The organism is Sphaerisporangium album (genome assembly GCF_003323745.1).
GTDB lineage: Bacteria > Actinomycetota > Actinomycetes > Streptosporangiales > Streptosporangiaceae > Sphaerisporangium > Sphaerisporangium album.
The window spans coordinates 145,308-163,344 of sequence record NZ_QOIL01000011.1 but is presented as its reverse complement, the minus strand read 5'-3'; the positions used below and the strand labels follow the sequence as shown (position 1 = coordinate 163,344).

The 18,037-nt window shown below is 71.2% G+C and carries 16 protein-coding genes; 7 read left to right on the top strand and 9 right to left on the bottom strand.

The window, feature by feature from the left end; genetic code table 11:
- Nucleotides 1-68: 68 nt before the first annotated feature.
- Both DQ384_RS43665 and DQ384_RS20515 read left to right on the top strand, forming a co-directional pair.
- Nucleotides 69-1,928 (top strand): hypothetical protein, encoded by a 1,860-nt coding sequence (locus DQ384_RS43665; protein WP_147268845.1) that lies wholly within the window; start codon nt 69-71, stop codon nt 1,926-1,928.
- Between the two features lie 157 nt (nt 1,929-2,085).
- On the top strand, nt 2,086-2,874 hold the full coding sequence (locus DQ384_RS20515; protein WP_114030471.1) for a DUF6461 domain-containing protein: 789 nt from the start codon (nt 2,086-2,088) through the stop codon (nt 2,872-2,874).
- Here the strand turns inward: DQ384_RS20515 and DQ384_RS20510 are convergent.
- From DQ384_RS20510 to DQ384_RS20480, 7 genes are all read right to left on the bottom strand, one after another.
- On the bottom strand, nt 2,852-4,273 hold the full coding sequence (locus DQ384_RS20510) for an ATP-binding protein (RefSeq protein ID WP_114030590.1): 1,422 nt from the start codon (nt 4,271-4,273) through the stop codon (nt 2,852-2,854). The genes DQ384_RS20515 and DQ384_RS20510 overlap by 23 nt on opposite strands.
- Nucleotides 4,274-4,484: 211 nt before the next feature.
- The gene (locus DQ384_RS20505; protein WP_114030470.1) at nt 4,485-4,937 is read right to left on the bottom strand and encodes a GNAT family N-acetyltransferase; all 453 of its coding nucleotides are present in this window, start codon (nt 4,935-4,937) and stop codon (nt 4,485-4,487) included.
- A 54-nt stretch (nt 4,938-4,991) separates the two neighbouring features.
- The gene (locus DQ384_RS20500) at nt 4,992-5,429 is read right to left on the bottom strand and encodes an ester cyclase (RefSeq protein ID WP_114030469.1); all 438 of its coding nucleotides are present in this window, start codon (nt 5,427-5,429) and stop codon (nt 4,992-4,994) included.
- Between the two features lie 130 nt (nt 5,430-5,559).
- Entirely contained in the window at nt 5,560-6,720 is a 1,161-nt protein-coding gene (locus tag DQ384_RS20495) for an acyl-CoA dehydrogenase family protein (protein ID WP_114030468.1), read from the bottom strand.
- A 3-nt stretch (nt 6,721-6,723) separates the two neighbouring features.
- Nucleotides 6,724-7,695 carry a hydroxymethylglutaryl-CoA lyase gene (locus tag DQ384_RS20490; protein WP_114030467.1) on the bottom strand — a complete coding sequence of 324 codons (972 nt, stop codon included), beginning with the start codon at nt 7,693-7,695 and terminating at the stop codon, nt 6,724-6,726.
- Nucleotides 7,692-9,752, bottom strand: a complete 2,061-nt coding sequence (locus DQ384_RS20485) for an acetyl/propionyl/methylcrotonyl-CoA carboxylase subunit alpha (protein ID WP_114030466.1) — start codon at nt 9,750-9,752, stop codon at nt 7,692-7,694. Before DQ384_RS20485 ends, DQ384_RS20490 begins: the two co-directional genes overlap by 4 nt.
- A 2-nt stretch (nt 9,753-9,754) precedes the next feature.
- Complete coding sequence (locus DQ384_RS20480; protein ID WP_114030465.1) at nt 9,755-11,341, bottom strand: carboxyl transferase domain-containing protein; 1,587 nt, start codon at nt 11,339-11,341, stop codon at nt 9,755-9,757.
- Between the two features lie 85 nt (nt 11,342-11,426).
- On the opposite strand from DQ384_RS20480, the gene DQ384_RS20475 reads away from it, so the two are divergent.
- From DQ384_RS20475 to DQ384_RS20455, 4 genes are all read left to right on the top strand, one after another.
- Complete coding sequence (locus DQ384_RS20475; protein ID WP_114030589.1) at nt 11,427-12,023, top strand: SACE_7040 family transcriptional regulator; 597 nt, start codon at nt 11,427-11,429, stop codon at nt 12,021-12,023.
- A gap of 162 nt (nt 12,024-12,185) precedes the next feature.
- The gene (locus DQ384_RS20465; protein ID WP_220183034.1) at nt 12,186-12,794 is read left to right on the top strand and encodes a PadR family transcriptional regulator; all 609 of its coding nucleotides are present in this window, start codon (nt 12,186-12,188) and stop codon (nt 12,792-12,794) included.
- On the top strand, nt 12,791-13,774 hold the full coding sequence (locus tag DQ384_RS20460) for an ATP-binding cassette domain-containing protein (RefSeq protein ID WP_114030462.1): 984 nt from the start codon (nt 12,791-12,793) through the stop codon (nt 13,772-13,774). The genes DQ384_RS20465 and DQ384_RS20460 overlap by 4 nt, the downstream gene beginning before the upstream one ends.
- 2 nt (nt 13,775-13,776) lie before the next feature.
- The gene (locus DQ384_RS20455; RefSeq protein ID WP_114030461.1) at nt 13,777-14,649 is read left to right on the top strand and encodes an ABC transporter permease; all 873 of its coding nucleotides are present in this window, start codon (nt 13,777-13,779) and stop codon (nt 14,647-14,649) included.
- Between the two features lie 67 nt (nt 14,650-14,716).
- Here DQ384_RS20455 and DQ384_RS20450 read toward each other — a convergent pair whose 3' ends face one another.
- A complete protein-coding gene (locus tag DQ384_RS20450) occupies nt 14,717-15,100 on the bottom strand; it encodes a hypothetical protein (RefSeq protein ID WP_114030460.1) in 384 nt (127 codons plus the stop codon).
- Nucleotides 15,101-15,420: 320 nt separating this feature from the next.
- Between DQ384_RS20450 and DQ384_RS20445 the strand changes: the two genes are divergently transcribed.
- On the top strand, nt 15,421-16,449 hold the full coding sequence (locus tag DQ384_RS20445) for a helix-turn-helix domain-containing protein (RefSeq protein ID WP_114030459.1): 1,029 nt from the start codon (nt 15,421-15,423) through the stop codon (nt 16,447-16,449).
- A 77-nt stretch (nt 16,450-16,526) separates the two neighbouring features.
- Here the strand turns inward: DQ384_RS20445 and DQ384_RS20440 are convergent, their stop codons facing one another.
- A complete protein-coding gene (locus DQ384_RS20440; protein WP_147268843.1) occupies nt 16,527-17,894 on the bottom strand; it encodes a hypothetical protein in 1,368 nt (455 codons plus the stop codon).
- Nucleotides 17,895-18,037: the final 143 nt, after the last annotated feature.

The window sequence follows — 18,037 nt, the reverse complement described above, 5'->3', positions numbered from 1 at the left end:
TTGATAGCCTCCGGCGTAAGCTGCACCATTAGCAACATGCGTCACACTCGGGAGGATGCGGTCAGCCGATGGACGCCGATTCAATGATCTGCCTGAGTGATCTGGTACCGGTTCTGCGCTGGAGCCGGCCTCAGCAGATCGCCGAAGTTCTCGCCGACCCCCGGCTTCCTGGGGGCTGGTGGGCGTCGGTCGCTCTCGGTCGCGCCCTCGGCACGACCGGTGTCGAGTGGCTCTGCGACCGCCTCTCGCGGCTGGCGGTCAGCCGCTGGGAGCATTTGGCGCTGATGGACGTGCTGCCCGCGCTGCAGGTCCACAAGGTCGACCCGGCCCTGCCCGGCTGGCCGGAGCCCGCGCGCTCGGCCATCAGCGGCATGGGCGGATGGCAGCGGCTGCGCAGGCTCACCGCCGCGGACCTGCGGGTCCCGTCGGCCCCCGCCTCGCCCGAGGTCATCATCACGGCGATGTTCCGCGAGGTGCTCGGCCGGGTCCCCGCCGTGTCGCCGCAGGTCCCCGCCGCCGCGGGCCCGCCGACGGGCCCCCATCCCGCGCAGCGGACCGGGCCCCAGCCCGCGCTGCCCGCCGGGCCCCGGACGCCGCCGACCGGCCCGCACCCCGCCCAGACGACCGGCTCCTACCCCGCGCAGCCGACCGGCCCCTACCCGGCGCAGCCGACCGGGCCCCAGCCCGCGCTGCCCGCCGGGGCCCGGACGCCGCCGACCGGCCCACACCCCGCCCAGACGACCGGGCCCTACCCCGCGCAGCCGACCGGCCCGCACCCGGTCCAGGCTCCGGCCGCCGGGGCGAACGGCGCGCCGCAGGCCCCGTACGCGCCGCAGGCGGCCGCGCAACCCGCCCTCCCGCCCTCACCGCCCGTCTCGGACAACCCGCTCGTCCGGCTCGTCGACGCGGTCTTCCGCGAGTGGACCCCGCTCGAGCGGGCCGTGGCGATCGAGCGGCTGTTCGCCGAGGAGCCCGTCAGCCTGCGCAGGCTGGCCCACGAGCTGCACGTCGACCGTGACATGCTCTCCCAGGCGCAGCGCGCCGCCGAGGAACGCGTGCTGCACTGGCTGCGCTCGCCGGAGTCCACCGCCGTCACCGGCCACCTGTTCCGGCTCACCGAGTGGCTCGGCAACGCGGCCACCGAGGAGCAGCTGATCGGCGCCGACCCCGCGCACCCGATCGAGGTCCCCTCGCTCGGCACCCCCCTGTGGCGGGTGCTGGTCGCGCTCATGCGCGACCGCCGCCTCCAGGACGGCTGGCTGGTCGTCGGCGACCTGACCCGGCTGCGGGAGCGCACCGCGCAGATGCTCGGCGACAAGACCTCCGGCGAGGACGCCGTCGAGCTGCTGGCGCAGGTCGGGATCCGCGCCCACTCGGCCCAGGCGTGGATCGACGCCCTGCCGAAGGCCGCGGTCCCGCCGCCCGACCTCACGGCGACGGGCGGCTTCGCGCCGCTCCCCCGCCGCACGCCCGGCGCCAACGGGCACCAGATGCGCGGCGGCGTGCCCGTCCCGTCCGTGTCCGGCAACCTGCCGGACGCCCAGGCCGCCCTGGCCGCGCTCACGGCGCTGTCCGGCCCGCCGAGACCCCACCTGGTCCCCGAGCCGCGCGCCGCGACCCACGCGCCGCCGCTGCCGAGCCCGTCCTCCGACCCGCGCCGCTGGCAGCGCATCGACGTCACCAGCGAGCACCTGCGTGGCGAGCCGGTGCCCGTGCCGGAGGGGTACGCCACCCAGCTCGGCATGCGCCCCGGCACGCTGCTGTCGGTCACCGGCCCCGGCGACAACGCGGTGGTCCTGGTCTGGCGCGACCGCCAGCCCGTCTTCGACTCCCTGCAACCGGTCCTGATGCGCCTCAACGCCCGCCCAGGCGACTCGGTCTACGTCACCGTCGACGGCTACCGCCTGGACGCCCAGCTCACTGCCTGATCACGCATCGTGTAACCGGTCACTGACAGACCGAGCGTGTCACGGTGGGAGTTCAAGCACACGTGAGGCTCAGAGACGTCCAGCCTCTGGCCGCTGGATATGGCTTTGGGGGCCGACTCGGCCGACTGAGCTGTCATCTATCCAGGAGGCCATAGGCATGAAGCCGGCCGAAAGGCTGTACGACCTGCTGAGCTCCTATGACGACAGCGATGTTTCGATGTGGCGGTTCTACGCCGTGTGGTGCGAAGGCATCGCCGTCGAGGAAGCCGTTCTTCTCCTGAGCGCCGACCCGGACACCGCCACGCCGGCCACCTTCGTCGGGTGGGGGCCCGGCTCCGACGGAAGCGGTGACGAGGACAGCGGCTTGCTCGTGGGGACGATCAGCGCCTGGGTCGTGCTCATCGGCGACCACCGCTGTACCGAAGACGAAGCGCTATCCGCCTTATCGGAGAACAACAGGCGGACACTGGGAATCAGCTGGGATAGCCACGACGACAACACGCTGAAATACGCCAGGGACGGCGAGCTGATCACCGTCCTCGATATCTTCGACACGAGCGACCGGTCAGGTCGCGACCCGGACGCGCTCGATCCTTACCTGCACGGCCTGCGCTTCAACATAGACGAGCGGAAGCCCGGCGAACCCATGGTCGAACCGCACGAGAGTTTTCACCTCCGCGCTGGTCGCCATCGGCAGGATGGTCGGCCGGGAGATCGACAAGGAATGGCTGGACTCGACGCTCACCTGCTACATCGTGCCAGCGGACAACTCCGAGTCGTGAGAGCCTGTCCTCGGCAGGCGGCCAGTGCCTCCCCCGCCACCAGCGACCCCCTCAGCACGGCCGACCACGCCGGGCTCTACTACGGCGCCCCAGCCATCAGCTTCCCCTTGCATGTCGCCCAAGCCGACGGAATACCCCTGCTCACGCGCTGCGCCAGGCGCTGAGCAGTTCCTCGGGACCGTACGCCGCTTGGAGCCCGGAACAGCTGATCCCGTTGCGGGAGACCGCCACGAGCGGTACCGGCTCGTCGGTGATCGCCGCCCGGTGCTTCTGCAGCGCGGCCAGGTCGTGGCTGTCGAACGTGGAGTTCTCCAGCCACTTGATCGAGCCGAGGAAGAGCAACTGCTTGGCCACCGGTTGTCGGTCGGCGCCCACTAGGTCGATTTCGACGTCATTGCTACGGGTCCAGTACCCGCCGATCGCCGGGGTGGCGGGTAGGAGCCCGTCCGGCAGGAGACGGGCGAGTGATTCCCGGACGAGGGGCTCGATCGCGCGGCCCCGCCAGGCCGTCCACTGCTCCTTGATCCGGCTCAGAGTGAGATCTCCCCGCATCCGCTCGATCTCCGCCATGTGCGGATCCAGAAACGCGAGCCAGAACCGCAGGTAAGGATCGGCCACCCGGTAGCGCCGTTCCTTCGACGGCCGCAGTGAGAGCGGCAACTCGGCTGCCACCACCCGTTTCTCGGTCAGGACATCCGTGGCTCGGGTGAGACTGGTGTGAGCGATGCCGCCGGCGGCGCGCGCGATGTTGGTGAAGGTGCGCTCCCCGGTACCGATGGCCCGCAGGACTTCCCTGCTCATCGCCTGCGGTGGAAACTCGGCGGCCAGTGAGCGCTCTGCGGAGACCAGCAGCGCCGAGATGGGGTTGTCCAGCGAGTCGCGAAGGAACTCCCAGACGTCCGCTCCGGCCCGCCACTCCGCGCAGATCAGCGGGAGACCGCCCGTGATCAGGGCGGCGTCGAAGGCGGCCGCCGGCGGAAGGCCGAGCATCTCGCCGATGTCGGCCGGGGTCAGCGGCCCCACGACCATTTCCCGGCCCCGCTGATGGAAGGGTCGGTCGTAGCTGTTCAGCGCCTCCATCATCGACAGGTCGGATCCGACCAGGAGGAGAAGTACCGGCTTGCGGCTGAGCAGGCGGTCCCATGCCCGCTGGAGCATGCCCTCGAAGGCGTCGATGCGGTCCATGAGATACGGAACCTCATCGATGACGACCACGCTCGGGCTGTCATCGGGCAGGATCGCCGCAAGCAGCCTGAATGCCGCATTCCACTGCTCCGGGGTCTCCTCCGAGAACAGTCCCCGCTCCGGCAGCGTGGATCTGGCGACGGCGTCGAGCAGCTCCGTCAGTTCGTCCTCTGCCGTACCGCCCGCCGCGGTGAAGAAGAGGTTCGGCGTCTCGGTGCGCCGGAGGAACTCCTCGACGAGGCTCGACTTGCCGACCCGCCGCCTTCCCCGCATGAGGATGCATTGACCTGGTCTGGCCGACCCGGCGGCATCGTGAACCGCTTGGAAGGCGTTGCGGAGCACGTTCAGCTCCCGCTCCCGCCCGACGAAACGACGCATGTACACCCCCGTAGCCGATAGTATCGACAGAGATACTATCGCCATCGCTACCAACTTGCCCGCCGCCGGCTCGTAGACTGGGCCAGCCTCTTCAGGGTCGCGGTCATGACCGTGTCGATGCCCCTGGACGCCAATGCGTACTTTCCTGTACCAGCGCGCAGCGAGCCGGCATTGCCACCGGTAAGCGGGGTGAGCTTTGTGGGGCGCCCCGTCAGGCGGGGTGGTCGCCGGTTTTGAGGACCTTGCGGTAGTACGTGCCGGCGGATTCGTACTTGAGGGCCTGGTAGAACTCGGGGGCCCTGCGGGTGGCCAGGGCGATGTAGCCGGCGTCGCGGCTTCGGGCCCAGGTTTCGAACTCCTCCAGGAGCGCTCGGCCGAGGCCGCGCCTGCGGAAACCGTGCTGGGTCATGGCCTCTTCCACCCAGGCGACGGGGCCGTTGGCGAACAGGGTGAGGTGGACGAAGCCGAGAAGGTACCCCCGCACGTGGCCGTCCACGCAGGCCACGAGCACCAGCGCGTCGGGGTTGCCGAGCAGTGCCGGGTAGGCCGCCTGGAAGGCGGCGCGCTCTGGCCGGAAGGAGAGCGCGAACTCGCGCGTCAGCCCGTAGATCTCCTCGCCGTCGTCCTCGCCCGCCCTCCGCACCAGGAGATCATCTGAAGTCATGAAAAGGACTTTAGGGACTCGCACGCGTGTTCGTCCATTCGGATGCCGGGAAGATCAGGCGTCGGCGTCGTACGGGCAGAAGGCGTATCCGAGTTGGGAGGCCAGCTCCAGCTGGTCGTAGTAGATGCGATGGCTCTCGATGCCGCCGTCGTCGACGCTGCAGAGGGACGAGCCCCGCAGGACGACGGGACGCCCGGTCGCGTCGAGGTCCCCGCCGCCCGGCATCATGTAGGGCCCGCCGTGGGTGCCGGTGACGGTCCACTCGCTGACCGCCGTGTCGCCGTGCGCGATGCCGGTCCAGATCGTCGCCATCATGTCGGGGAAGGCGCTCATGATCGCCTCCCAGAAGAAGGAGATCTGCTCCGGGCCCTCCCCGATGCCGCTGGGGGTGACCAGCGCGGCACGCGGGCCGTAGCAGCGGACCACCGCCTCCAGGTGGTGGCGGTTGAAGGCCTCGGTGACCCTGTTCATGGACTCCATCGCGTCGGGCATGGCGACGCCCTTCCTCGCGGCACCGCCGGCCCCGGTGTGGCGCGAAATAGCCTGAAATGCTCTATATGTCGGTTTGCTTACTTTAGCGCAGACCGAGCGATGCGCTCAGGGACCGGCGATCCGCGCGGGACTAGGCGCTCAGGCCCAGCTGGCGGGCGATGAGCATGCGCTGGACCTCGCTCGTCCCCTCCCCGATCTCCAGGATCTTCGCGTCCCGGTAGAAACGGCCCACGGGGTACTCGTTCATGAACCCGTAGCCGCCGAAGATCTGCGTGGCGTCGCGGGCGTTGTCCATCGCGGCGTTGGAGCCCACCAGCTTGGCGATCGCCGCCTCCTTCTTGAACGGCTCGCCCGCCAGCATCTTCTCGGCCGCGTGGTAGTAGGCCAGCCGCGCGGTGTGCGCGCGCACCTCCATGTCGGCGACCTTGAACTGGATGGCCTGGTAGCGCCCGATCGGCATGCCGAACGCGTGCCGCTCCTTGACGTAGCGCAAGCTCTCGTCCACACAGCCCTGCGCGAGGCCCACCGACAGGGCGGCGATGGCGACGCGGCCCTCGTCCAGGGTGCGCAGGAACTGGGCGTACCCGCGCCCGCGGTCGCCGAGCAGGTTCGCGGCGGGCACCCGGCAGTCGGTGAAGGACAGCTCGCGGGTGTCGGAGGCCGACCAGCCGACCTTGGAGTACTTCTTGGACACCGTGAACCCGGGCGTACCGGACGGCACCAGGATCGTCGAGATCTCCGGCGTCGCGGACCCGTCCTCGCGCGGACCCGTGAGGGCCGCGACCGCGACGAATCCGGTGATGTCGGTGCCGGAGTTGGTGATGAACGCCTTGGAGCCGTTGATCACCCACGCGTCGCCGTCCAGCACCGCCGTGGTGCGCATGCCGCCGGGGACGTCGGTGCCGCCGCCCGGCTCGGTGAGGCCGAAGGCGCCGAGCGTGCGTCCGGCGGCGAGGTCGGGCAGCCACTCGGCCTTCTGCTCCTCGGAGCCGTAACGGTAGAGCGGCATCGCGCCGAGGGAGGTCGCGGCCTCCAGGGTGATGGCCACCGAGGAGTCGACGCGCGCCAGCTCCTCCAGGGCCAGGCACAGGGCGAAGTAGTCGCCGCCCATGCCGCCGTACTCCTCGGGGATGGGCAGGCCGAACAGTCCCATCCGCCCCATCTGGGAGACGATGTCGTACGGGAACGCGCACCGCTCGTAGTAGTCGCCGATCACCGGGGCGACGACGTCCCTGGCGAACTCCTCGACGGTCTTGCGCAGCGCCTCGTACTCGTCGTTGAGCCGATGCATGGCCTACTCCTCATCCTTTGAAGCCTCTGAAGCCTCTGAAGCCAGTTCCTTCGCGAGCGCGCGGACCACCCGGGAGGGGCTCGGACGTCCCAGCTCCCCGGCCAGCCACACGCTGGTCGCGACCAGTGACCGGAGGTCGACGCCGGTCTCGACGCCGAGCCCGGCGAGCATCCAGAGCAGGTCCTCGGTGGCGAGGTTGCCGGTGGCGCTCCTGGCGTACGGGCAGCCGCCGATGCCGCCCGCCGACGCGTCCACGACGGTCACCCCCGCGCGCAGGGCGCTGAGGGTGTTGACCAGCGCCTGGCCGTAGGTGTCGTGGAAGTGCACGGCGAGGCGCTCGGGGCCGACGCCCGCCTGGGCGAACGCCTCCAGCAGCGCGGTCACGTGGCCGGGGGTGCCGACGCCGATCGTGTCCCCGAGCGAGAGCTGCCCGCAGCCGAGGTCCAGCAGGCGCCTGCCGTTGCGGACGACCTGCTCGATCGGCACCGGCCCCTCCCACGGGTCGCCGAAGCACATCGACAGGTACGCCCGGACGGCCAGGCCGTTCTCGCGGGCGCGGGCCACGACCGGGGCGAACATCTCTATCGAGGCGTCCACGCTCCGGTTGAGGTTGCGCCGCGCGAACGTCTCGGTGGCGCTGCCGAAGATCGCGACGTCGGTGACGCCGAGGTCGAGCGCGCGGTCCAGGCCGCGCTCGTTGGGCACCAGCACCGGGTAGCGGACGCCCGGTACGCGCTCGACCCGCTTGAGCAGTTCCTCGGCGTCGGCGAGCTGCGGCACCCACTTGGGGTGGACGAAGCTGGTGGTCTCGATGGTGGTCAGCCCGGCCGCGGCCAGCCGGGCGACCAGCTCCGCCTTGACCTCCAGGGGGACGACGGACGGCTCGTTCTGCAGGCCGTCGCGCGGGCCGACCTCGTAGATCGTCACCCGCTCCGGCAGCCCGTCCGCCGGCACGCGCATCGGTTCGAGCATCATGACCCTCCCGTCTCGTCCGGAGACCCGTCCGGTGCACGGACGACGGCGAGCACCGCGTCCATGTCGACCGGCTGACCGGCGCGGACCGAGAGCTCGGCGACCACACCGTCCGCGGGCGCGGTCACGGTGTGCTCCATCTTCATGGCCTCGACGATCAGCAGCGGCTGGCCCTCGGTGACCTTCTCGCCCGGCGTCACCTTGACCAGCAGCACCGTGCCCGGCATCGGGCTGCGGACGACGCCGTCACCGGCCAGGCCCGCCGCGGCGCGGTCGCCCGTGTCGCCGGGCACGTGGCGGGTGAGCGCCCAGGCGTGGCCCTCGCGCCCCAGCCAGACCGTGCTCCCGGCAGGGCCGCCGCCGGTCGCGCAGGCGTAGCGCGCGGTCACCCCGTCCAGCGTGACGAGCACGTCGCCGCGCCGCTCGCCGGGCGCCGCCCCGGCCGCGTCCCCGGGGGTCAGCCGGGCCGCGCGCGCGGGGCCGTCGCCCACGGCGACCTCGGCGGCACGTCCCGGCAGGCCGCGGACCCGGACCGGGACCGGCTCGCCGCGCGCCGCGAGCAGCCAGGTCGTCCAGGCGGCCTCGCCGACGCGCCAGCCGTCCGGCACCTCCCACGGGTCGTCGCCCGCGTCCGCGGACAGCCGGTCCTGCAGGACGAGCGCCGCCGCGGCGAGCACCTCGTCCGGCGGGGCCCCGGTGCCGTACGCCGCGGTGAGCAGGGCGTCGAGGCGCTGGTCGATCAGGCCGGTGCCGAGGCGCCCTGCGGCGACGTCGGGGTCGGCCAGCAGCGCGCGCAGGAACGCGACGTTGGTGGTCACGCCGAGGACGGAGGTCTCGCGGAGGGCCGCGTCCAGCGTCCGCAGGGCGCTCGCGCGGTCGGGCCCCCAGGCGATCACCTTGGAGAGCATCGGGTCGTAGTCGCTGCCGACGACCGCGCCCTCGAAGAGCCCGGAGTCCACGCGCACCCCGTCGCCGTCCCGGGGCTCGGCCAGGGCGAGCACCCGCCCTCCCGTGGGCAGGAAGTCCCGCGCGGGGTCCTCGGCGTACACGCGGGCCTCGACGGCGTGGCCGCGCAGGCGCACGTCCTCCTGCGCCAGGGGCAGCGGCTCGCCGGCCGCGACGCGGAGCTGGAGCTCGACCAGGTCCAGGCCCGTGACCATCTCGGTGACGGGGTGCTCGACCTGCAGGCGGGTGTTCATCTCGATGAAGTAGCCCGGGTGCCCCGGCTGATCGCCCGGAACGATGAACTCGACGGTGCCCGCGCCGACGTACCCGACCGCGCGGGCGGCGCTGACCGCGGCCGCGCCCATGCGGCGGCGGGTCTCCTCGTCCAGCAGCGGGGACGGGGCCTCCTCGATGATCTTCTGGTGGCGGCGCTGGAGGCTGCACTCGCGCTCGCCCAGGTGGATCACGTTGCCGTGCGCATCCGCGAGCACCTGGATCTCGATGTGCCGGGGATCGCCGACGTAGCGCTCGACGAGCAGCGTGCCGTCGCCGAACGCGGCCTCGGCCGTGCGGCGGGCGGAGGCGATCGCGTCGGGCAGCCCGTCCGCCGAGCGCACCACGAGCATGCCCTTGCCGCCGCCGCCCGCCGAGGGCTTGATCAGGACGGGGAAGCCGATGCGCGCGGCGGCCTCGGCGAGGTCGTCGCCGGGCTCGGCGCCGCCGGGCACCACGGGCACGCCCGCGGCCTCCACCGCGGCCTTGGCGCGGATCTTGTCGCCCATCGCCTCGATCGCCTCGGGCGGCGGGCCGACGAACACCAGGCCGGCCTCGGCGCAGCGCCGCGCGAACGCGGTGTTCTCCGCCAGGAACCCGTACCCGGGGTGCACGGCCTGGGCGCCGCTCGCCCGCGCGGCCGCGACGACCCCCTCGACGTCGAGGTAGCCGGAGGCCAGCCGCACGGCCGCGTCGGCCTCGCGGACGTGCCGGGCGCCCGCGTCGGCGTCGCTGTGGACGGCGACCGAGCGGATGCCGAGCCGGCGCAGCGTCCTGATCACCCGGAGCGCGATCTCACCCCGGTTGGCCACCAGCACGGTCTCGAAAAGCCCAGAGTTCATGGTCACATCCGGAAGACGCCGTAGCCGATGGGGTCGAGGGGGGCGTTGGCCGCGGCCGACAGGGCCAGCCCGAGCACCGTGCGGGTGTCGAGGGGGTCGATCACGCCGTCGTCCCAGAGCCGCGCGGTGGAGTAGTACGGGTTGCCCTGCGCCTCGTACCGCTCGCGGATCTCGCGCTTGAACTCCGCCTCCCCGGCGGCGTCGCCGCCCGGCCGCACGGTGGCCAGGACGTTCGCGGCCTGCTCGCCGCCCATGACCGAGATGCGGGCGTTCGGCCACATCCACAGCAGGCGCGGAGAGTACGCCCGCCCGGCCATCGCGTAGTTGCCGGCGCCGAACGACCCGCCGATCACCACGGTGAACTTGGGCACGCGGGCGCAGGAGACGGCGGTGACCATCTTCGCGCCGTGCTTGGCGATGCCCCCGGCCTCGTAGGCGCGGCCCACCATGAAGCCGCTGATGTTCTGCAGGAAGACCAGGGGGATCCCGCGCTGGTCGCACAGCTCGATGAAGTGCGCGCCCTTGAGCGCGGACTCGCTGAACAGGATGCCGTTGTTGGCGACGACGCCCACCGGGTGGCCGTGGATCCGGGCGAAGCCGGTCACCAGCGTGGCGCCGTACTCGGCCTTGAACTCCAGGAACTCGCTGCCGTCCACCACGCGCCCGATGACCTCGCGCACGTCGTAGGGGGTGCGGGTGTCGGAGGGCACGATGCCGTACAGATCGCGCGGGTCGTGGACGGGCTCGCGGGACGGCGCGCGCTCCCAGGGGGCGGGGCCGCGCGGGGCGAGGGTGGCGACGATGTCGCGGACGATGGCCAGCGCGTGGGCGTCGTCCTCGGCGAGGTGGTCGGTGACGCCGCTGACCCGGGCGTGGACGTCGCCGCCGCCGAGCTCTTCGGCCGAGACCTCCTCGCCGGTCGCGGCCTTCACCAGCGGCGGGCCGCCGAGGAAGATCGTGCCCTGGTTCCTGACGATGACGGCCTCGTCGCTCATCGCGGGCACGTACGCGCCGCCGGCCGTGCAGGAGCCGAGCACTGCGGCGATCTGCGGGATGCCGCGCCGGGACATGGTGGCCTGGTTGTAGAAGATGCGGCCGAAGTGCTCGCGGTCGGGGAACACCTCGTCCTGCAGGGGAAGGAACGCGCCGCCGGAGTCGACCAGGTAGACGCACGGCAGGTGGTTGTGGAGGGCGACCTCCTGGGCGCGCAGGTGCTTCTTGACCGTGATCGGGTAGTACGTGCCGCCCTTCACGGTGGCGTCGTTGGCGACGATCACGCACTCGCGGCCGGAGACGCGCCCGACGCCGGTGATGATGCCGGCGGCGGGGGCCTCGTCGCCGTACAGGCCGGTGGCGGCCAGCGGCGAGAGCTCCAGGAAGCGGGAGCCGGGGTCGAGCAGCGTGCCCACCCGGTCGCGGGGCAGCAGCTTGCCGCGCTCGACGTGCCGCGCGCGCGAGCGCTCGGGGCCGCCGAGGGCCGCCACCGCCAGCCGTTCGCGCAGCTCGGCGGCCAGCCGTTCGTTGACCTCGGCGTTGCGCTTGAACTCCTCGCCGCCCGGACTCACCAGAGTCCGGAGCACAGGGGCCATGGTGCGCTCCTCCCACCGGTTAACGTACGCTAACTCCGCCCTGGATGTTAGTCATCATTAACCGGTTCGTCTACCATTGCCGGTCATGACGGTCATGCGAAGTCCTACCCGCGTTCCCAGCCCCCGGCGCAGGGAGATCCTGGACGCGGCCGCCACGCTGTTCGCGGCGCGGGGCTTCCACGGCACGTCCATCGAGGAGATCGGCGGGGCGGTCGGCATCTCGGGCCCCGCGCTCTACCGCCACTTCAGCGGCAAGGTGTCGCTGCTGTCGGAGATGCTGCTGGACATCAGCGAGCGCCTGCGCGGCTCGGCGGTGGAGCGGGTCACCCGCGCCGAGACGGCGGCCGAGGCGCTGGACGCGCTGATCGGCGGCCAGATCGACTTCGCGCTGGACCATCCGGCGCTGATCACCGTGCACGACCGCGAGCTCGGCAACGTGCCCGAGCCGGCCCGGCGGCAGATCCGGCGGCTCCAGCGGCTGTACGTCGAAGAGTGGGTCACCGTGCTGAGCGAGCTGTACCCGGACGTGCCCCCGCCGGGCCTGCGGGCCGCGACCCACGCGGTCTTCGGGCTGCTGAACTCCACCCCGCACAGCGCCGGGGAGCTTCCCCGGGAGGCCATGGCGGCGCTCCTGCACCGCATGGCCCGCGCCGCGCTCTTCGGGCTCGTTAACCAGTACTAACTTCCTCACCGTCCCATCCGCCGCCCCGGCCCGCCGCCGTGGCGCCCTTCCGCATGTCCGGAAATAGCCTCTTGTTGCGCCAACTATCTAGATATATCGTTAACGTATCTCGATAGTTGGAGGTCGTGAGATGGACACCCACACGACGACCGGCACACGCGCATGACCGCGCCACCGCCACCACCACAGGCGCCACCCCCGCCCGTGCCGCCGCCGTTCGGCGCGCCCCCGCCGGGCCCCGTTCCCCCGGCGCCGCCGTTCCCGCCCGCCCCTCCGTGCCCGCCGGGAGCCCACTTCGCGCCCCGCGTGCGCCGCGGGGACGTACGGGCCGCGCTGCTCTCCCTGCTGGCCGAGCGGGGGCGCAACGGCTACCAGATGATCCAGGAGATCCAGAGCCGCAGCCACGGCATCTGGCGGCCGAGCCCCGGCTCGGTCTACCCCGCGCTCCAGCAACTGGAGGACGAGGGCCTGATCGCCGGGACGGACTCCGGCGGCAGCCGCACCTACGAGCTCACCGGTAAGGGCCGCGGCCACATCGCCGAGCACGGCGACGTGCTGGTCAACACGTGGTCGGAGGTCGCGGGCAGCCTGCCCGAGGAGATGATGGAGTTGCGCATGCTCTGGGCGCGGCTCGGCGACGCGTTCGCCCAGCTCACCCAGGTCGCCACTCCCGAGCAACTGGCCGCGGCGCGCAGGCTGCTCAAGACCACCAGAAGGTCGATCTTCGCGATCCTCGCGGAAGGCGGGGACGAGGAGGAAGAGGAACAGTGACGACAAGCGAGGCGCCCGCCGTCGCCGTACGGGGGCTCAGGAAGAACTACGGCACGCTGGAGGCCGTGAAGGGCGTCGAGTTCGACGTGCGGCCGGGCGAGGTGTTCGGCTTCCTCGGCCCGAACGGCGCCGGGAAGACCACCACGATCAGCATGCTGTGCACGCTGGTGAACCCGACGGGCGGCAGCGCCCTGGTGGCGGGGCACGACGTCGTCCGGGAGCGCGACGAGGTGCGGCGCAACATCGGGCTGGTGTTCCAGGACCCCACCCTGGACGGATACCTGTCGGCCGCGCAGAACCTGCGCTTCCACGCCGAGCTGTACGGTGTGCCGAGGGACGTCGTCGGAGAGCGCATCAAGCAGGTCCTGGAGATGGTCGCGCTCTGGGACCGCAGGGACGCCAAGGTGAACACGTTCTCGGGAGGCATGAAGCGCCGCCTGGAGATCGCGCGCGGGTTGCTGCACTCGCCGCGCGTGCTCTTCCTGGACGAGCCCACCGTGGGCCTGGACCCGCAGACCCGCTCCGCCATCTGGGGATATATCAACAAACTGCGTCACACCGAGGACATCACGATCTTCATGACGACGCACTACATGGACGAGGCCGAGTACTGCGACCGCATCGCGATCATCGACCACGGCGAGATCGTGGTCATCGACTCGCCCGAGGCGCTGAAGGCCAGCGTCGGCAAGGACCGCGTCCAGATCCAGACCGCCGACGACGAGACGGCCATCACCGCGCTCAAGGAGCGCTTCGACCTGGACGCGGCCGTCCGCGAGGGCATGGTGACCTTCGCCGTGGCCTCCGGCGAGGCGTTCGTGCCCCGGCTGTTCTCCGAGCTGGGCGTGCCGATCCGCTCGGTCAGCGTGTCGCGCCCGTCGCTGGACGACGTCTTCATGAACTACACCGGCTCCACGATCCGTGACGCCGAGGGCGAGAGCGGCGCGTCGTCCGTCATGCGCGCCATGGCGAGGAGGTAGAGATGGCAACCGGAGTCACCGCGCCCGGCGTCGTCCGGGTGCGTGTGCCGGGCCGCAGCGTCCGCCACGACCTGCGCGCGATCAAGATCGTGCTGCACCGCGAGCTGCTGCGGTTCGTCAACGACCGCACGCGCATGGTGTCCGTGCTCGTCCAGCCCGTGCTGTGGCTGTTCGTGATGGGAACCGGCCTGAGCACGCTGATCTCGGGCCGCGCCGCCCAGGGAGTCGACTTCCGCACGTTCATGTACCCGGGCGTGATCGCCATGACGGTGATCACGACGGCGATGTTCTCCGCGGGCTCGATCGTCTGGGACCGCGAGTTCGGGTTCCTGCGCGAGATGCTGGTCGCGCCGGTCGGGCGCGGCTCGATCGTGATCGGCAAGTGCCTGGGCGGCGGCATCGTCGCGACCGGCCAGGGCGTCATCATCCTGGCCCTGGCCGGCCTGGTGCACGTGCCCTACTCCCCCACGCTGATCCTCACGCTGCTGGGCGAGATGTTCCTGGCCTCGTTCACGATCACCGCCTTCGGCGTCAGCCTGGCGGCGCGCATGAAGAACATGCAGTCGTTCTTCGGCGTCATGCAGATGGCCATCATGCCGATGATCTTCCTGTCGGGCGCCATGTTCCCCCTGGCCAACCTGCCGACATGGCTCGCCCTGCTCACGAAGATCAACCCCCTGACGTACGCCGTCGACCCGATGCGCCACGCCGTGTTCAGCCACCTGTCGGTGAGCCCGCAGGTCGTCGACGCGCTCAACCCCGGCGTCCACTGGTTCGGCTGGCACGTCCCGGTCGCGCTGGAGCTCGGCATCGTCGCCCTGATGGGCGCGGCCCTCCTCGGCGTCGCCATCGCCCAGTTCCGCCGCACCGACTAGCCCCACCGGACAGGCCGGCGCCGAACCCCCGACACGGCCGGCCGGATACGGCCGGCCGGGCACGACACTAGCCGCCGGACGGCTCGCCCGTCACCGCCGCGCCGTAGTCCCGCACGACGCCGCCGAGGTAGGCGATGACCTCGGTGAGCTGCGTCATGACGAACTGGCACTCGGGCGCGCCGCCCCGCGGGCAGACGCGGTAGGCCGTGCCGCGCATGCCCGTCTGGATCGTGACCCGCCCCCGGGGCGAGCCGTCCGGGCCGAACACCAGCAGCTCGCCGGGCTGGTGGGTCACCGGCTGGATCTTCCCGTACGCGAGCACCAGACGTACCCGCCGTACCACCAGGCAGGCGATGCCCTCCTCGCGCAGGCTGTCGTGCAGCGCCTCCAGCAGCCGCGTCTCCGCGTGCGCCTTCTTCTCCGTAACCGCCTTGGTCTTGATCTGGTTCATGAGATGAGAACCGTTCGTCGAATGGGAGAGTGACCCGGGCCAGGTGCCCGGGCCGCGTGTTTCCGTGGCCCGTCCCGGACGCGATTTCTGTAACGAAGCCGCCGCCGGTCGAGTTAAAGCCATAAATGCCTTAAAGGGCTACATTCGGCCGTGAAGGTCTTCCACGGCGTCGGACCACCCATACCCCCCGGCGTCTTCGCCCGGTCTTCTCAGATTGCTCCTTCGCGATTACTCTCGGTAGAGCTTTCCCTTCAACACCGCACGGACAGATCTGGTTAATCCCGCCGTGAGAAACGCGGGGCGGTCGGAGGAGCGTCTCGATGCCGCATCCAAGTGAGCTCAACCCCGCGGAGAGCCCGAGAGCCCTTTTCGGGTACGAGCTGCGCAAACACCGGAAGGCCGCCGGTCTCTCCCAGGAGCAGCTCGCGGCCCGCGTGCAGTACACGGCCGCGATGATCAGCTCGGTCGAGACCGCCAAGCGCACGCCGTCGCGGGACTTCGCCCAGCGCTGCGACGACGCGCTCGACCTGGACGGCGCGCTGGTCCGGCTGTGGCCGTTCATCCACCACTCGGCGACGCCGCCGTGGTTCCGGCCCTGGCTGGACATCGAGCGCGAGGCCTCGGCGCTGCGCGCCTGGGAGCCGCTGGTCATCCCCGGCCTGCTCCAGACCGAGGCGTACGCCAGGGCGATCTTCCGCGGCGAGCCGCGCCCGGTGCTGGAACGGGTGGAGGAACAGGTGGCCGCGCGCATGGAACGCCAGACCATCTTCGAGCGCCCCGAGCCGCCGATGTTCTGGGCCGTCGTGGACGAGGGCGCGCTGCACCGCGTCATCGGCGACGCCCGTGTGATGATCGATCAGCTCCGGCGCCTGGAAGACCTCGAAACGGTTTCCAACGTCATTGTCCAGGTATTGCCGTTCCTGGCGCGTTCCACCGCCGGTCTGGAGGGCGGATTCCTTATGGCGCAGGCCCCGGGCGTTCCGGACTCCGTCTACGTCGAGGCGGTGGGCGGGCACGGCCAGGTGGTCGAACGTGCTTCGGAAGTGCACGAACTCCTTACGCGATACGAGATGATCCGTGCTGAGGCGCTGCCTCAGCAAGCATCTCTTGAGCGAATTAGGGAGATTCGAGAACATATGGAGCTGAACGAGGAACTCGCCGTGGCGCGATGGGCGAAGTCCAGTTTCTCCGGCGGTAGCGGCGGCAATTGCGTCGAGGTGGCCCCGCTGGCGGGCGGGCGCATCGGCATCCGGGACAGCAAGAGGCCGACCGGACCGGCGTTGGTCTTCACGCCGGGCGAGTGGGCGGACTTCGCGAACGGCATCAAGGCAGGAGAGTTCGGCGCCTGATCTCTGACGGGCGAGCGCCACGGCCCGGGAACCCGCGGGTTCCCGGGCCGCGGTGCGCTATCGGCCGTACGCCTAGGTCACCTCTTCACCTTGACGTAGTCGGCCCGGGAGGCCGAGGCGCGTGCCCCGGCGTTCCCCTTGAACGTGACCTTCCAGTGGCCGGAGTTCCACGCCTTGACCTGGGTCCAGAACGCCCCGGAGGTGCCGGTCGCGACGGTCTTGACGTACTCCCACTTGGACGACCCGGCCCGCTTGAAGTACAGCGCGACCTTCTGGTGGCCGTACCCGGCCCAGTGGTCGCCCTTCCAGATCTGCAGCGCACCCCGGTTCTTGACGTACCTGCCGTACTTGACCGGCTCGGGGTAGGCGTCGAACCGGATGATCCGGGTGCCGGCGGCCGGGGCCGGCGGTGTCCTGACCGTCACGTACACCGCGCGGCTGCTCGACCCCCGCACGGTGCGGGAGCCCGGGAACTCGGCGCGGAACCAGCCGGACCGCTCGGCCCGGGCGTCGATCCGGAACCGGCCGCCGCGGTCGGTCCGGTCGTAGGCCACGAACTGCCACCGGCTCGACCCGTCGGGCTTGAACAGCAGGTTGACCTTCTGCCCGCGGTAGCCGTCCCACCCGCGCAAGGCCTCCAGGCGGCCGCGCGCGACGAGATCGTCGCCCTTGGCCGCGGGGTTCGGGGACACGGTGAAGCCGGAGATCCGGCTGCCGGTCCTCTTGATCCGCACGTCCACCCGGTCGCTGTCGCTGACCGACTTGTGCGCGACGTCCGAACCGTCGTACTCGGCCCGCCACCAGCCGGTGCGCCACGCCCTGACGCCGAGCGAGAAGCGGCCCCTGGCGTCGGTGTACTTGTCGGCGACCCGCTCGTAGCCGGAGGCGCCGAGCGCGCGGAACGCGACGTGCACCTTCTGCGACGCGTACGGCTTCCATCCGTCGGTGCCGTTGATCAGCAGGCGGCCCCGGAGCACCAGCGTGTCGCCCCGGCCGATCGGCTCGGGTCCGGCGCCGAACCCGGCGAGGTCGGTCTCCCAGACCTGCCTGACCGTGAAGTCCTTGGACGCCTGGCCGGTTCCGGTCACGCTGGTCGCCTTGGCCGTGACGTTCCACGTGCCGGGGGCGTCCGAGCGCCCGAACCTGCGGGTGCCCTCCCACTTCTGCTTGCCGCCGACCTCGCCGGCCTTCTTGGCCTCGACGTCGAGGCTCGACCCGTCGGGCCGCTTGAGGGTGAAGCCTCCCGTGGTCGCGCCGTCCACGAGGAAGCTGAACGTGACCGGCCTGCCGTCCCTGCTCTCGACGACGACCGGGCTCGGGCCGACCTCCACGGAGGTGACCTGGGGGGCCGCCATCGCCGTGGCCGGCGCGGGTGAGGAGACCAGGGCCAACGCCCCGGCGCCCATCGCCACCGCCACGACGACGGCGCGCATGCGTTGAAACACGGGGTACCGTCCTTCCCGTTGCTCTAACGCGGCTTGAGGGTGCCACGTCATTCCCTTCAATAGACGGGCGGCCCGGTACGGTGGTTGTGACTTCTGACAAAGAGTAAATTCCGTAAGTCAGATAGAATGATCCACACCCGCGG

Coding starts and splice junctions, on each gene's coding strand:
- DQ384_RS43665 (WP_147268845.1), top strand. CDS start 69: ATGGACGCCGATTCAATGATCTGCCTGAGTGATCTGGTACCGGTTCTG.
- DQ384_RS20515 (WP_114030471.1), top strand. CDS start 2,086: ATGAAGCCGGCCGAAAGGCTGTACGACCTGCTGAGCTCCTATGACGAC.
- DQ384_RS20510 (WP_114030590.1), bottom strand. CDS start 4,273: ATGCGTCGTTTCGTCGGGCGGGAGCGGGAGCTGAACGTGCTCCGCAAC.
- DQ384_RS20505 (WP_114030470.1), bottom strand. CDS start 4,937: ATGACTTCAGATGATCTCCTGGTGCGGAGGGCGGGCGAGGACGACGGC.
- DQ384_RS20500 (WP_114030469.1), bottom strand. CDS start 5,429: ATGCCCGACGCGATGGAGTCCATGAACAGGGTCACCGAGGCCTTCAAC.
- DQ384_RS20495 (WP_114030468.1), bottom strand. CDS start 6,720: ATGCATCGGCTCAACGACGAGTACGAGGCGCTGCGCAAGACCGTCGAG.
- DQ384_RS20490 (WP_114030467.1), bottom strand. CDS start 7,695: ATGATGCTCGAACCGATGCGCGTGCCGGCGGACGGGCTGCCGGAGCGG.
- DQ384_RS20485 (WP_114030466.1), bottom strand. CDS start 9,752: ATGAACTCTGGGCTTTTCGAGACCGTGCTGGTGGCCAACCGGGGTGAG.
- DQ384_RS20480 (WP_114030465.1), bottom strand. CDS start 11,341: ATGGCCCCTGTGCTCCGGACTCTGGTGAGTCCGGGCGGCGAGGAGTTC.
- DQ384_RS20475 (WP_114030589.1), top strand. CDS start 11,427: ATGACGGTCATGCGAAGTCCTACCCGCGTTCCCAGCCCCCGGCGCAGG.
- DQ384_RS20465 (WP_220183034.1), top strand. CDS start 12,186: ATGACCGCGCCACCGCCACCACCACAGGCGCCACCCCCGCCCGTGCCG.
- DQ384_RS20455 (WP_114030461.1), top strand. CDS start 13,777: ATGGCAACCGGAGTCACCGCGCCCGGCGTCGTCCGGGTGCGTGTGCCG.
- DQ384_RS20450 (WP_114030460.1), bottom strand. CDS start 15,100: ATGAACCAGATCAAGACCAAGGCGGTTACGGAGAAGAAGGCGCACGCG.
- DQ384_RS20445 (WP_114030459.1), top strand. CDS start 15,421: ATGCCGCATCCAAGTGAGCTCAACCCCGCGGAGAGCCCGAGAGCCCTT.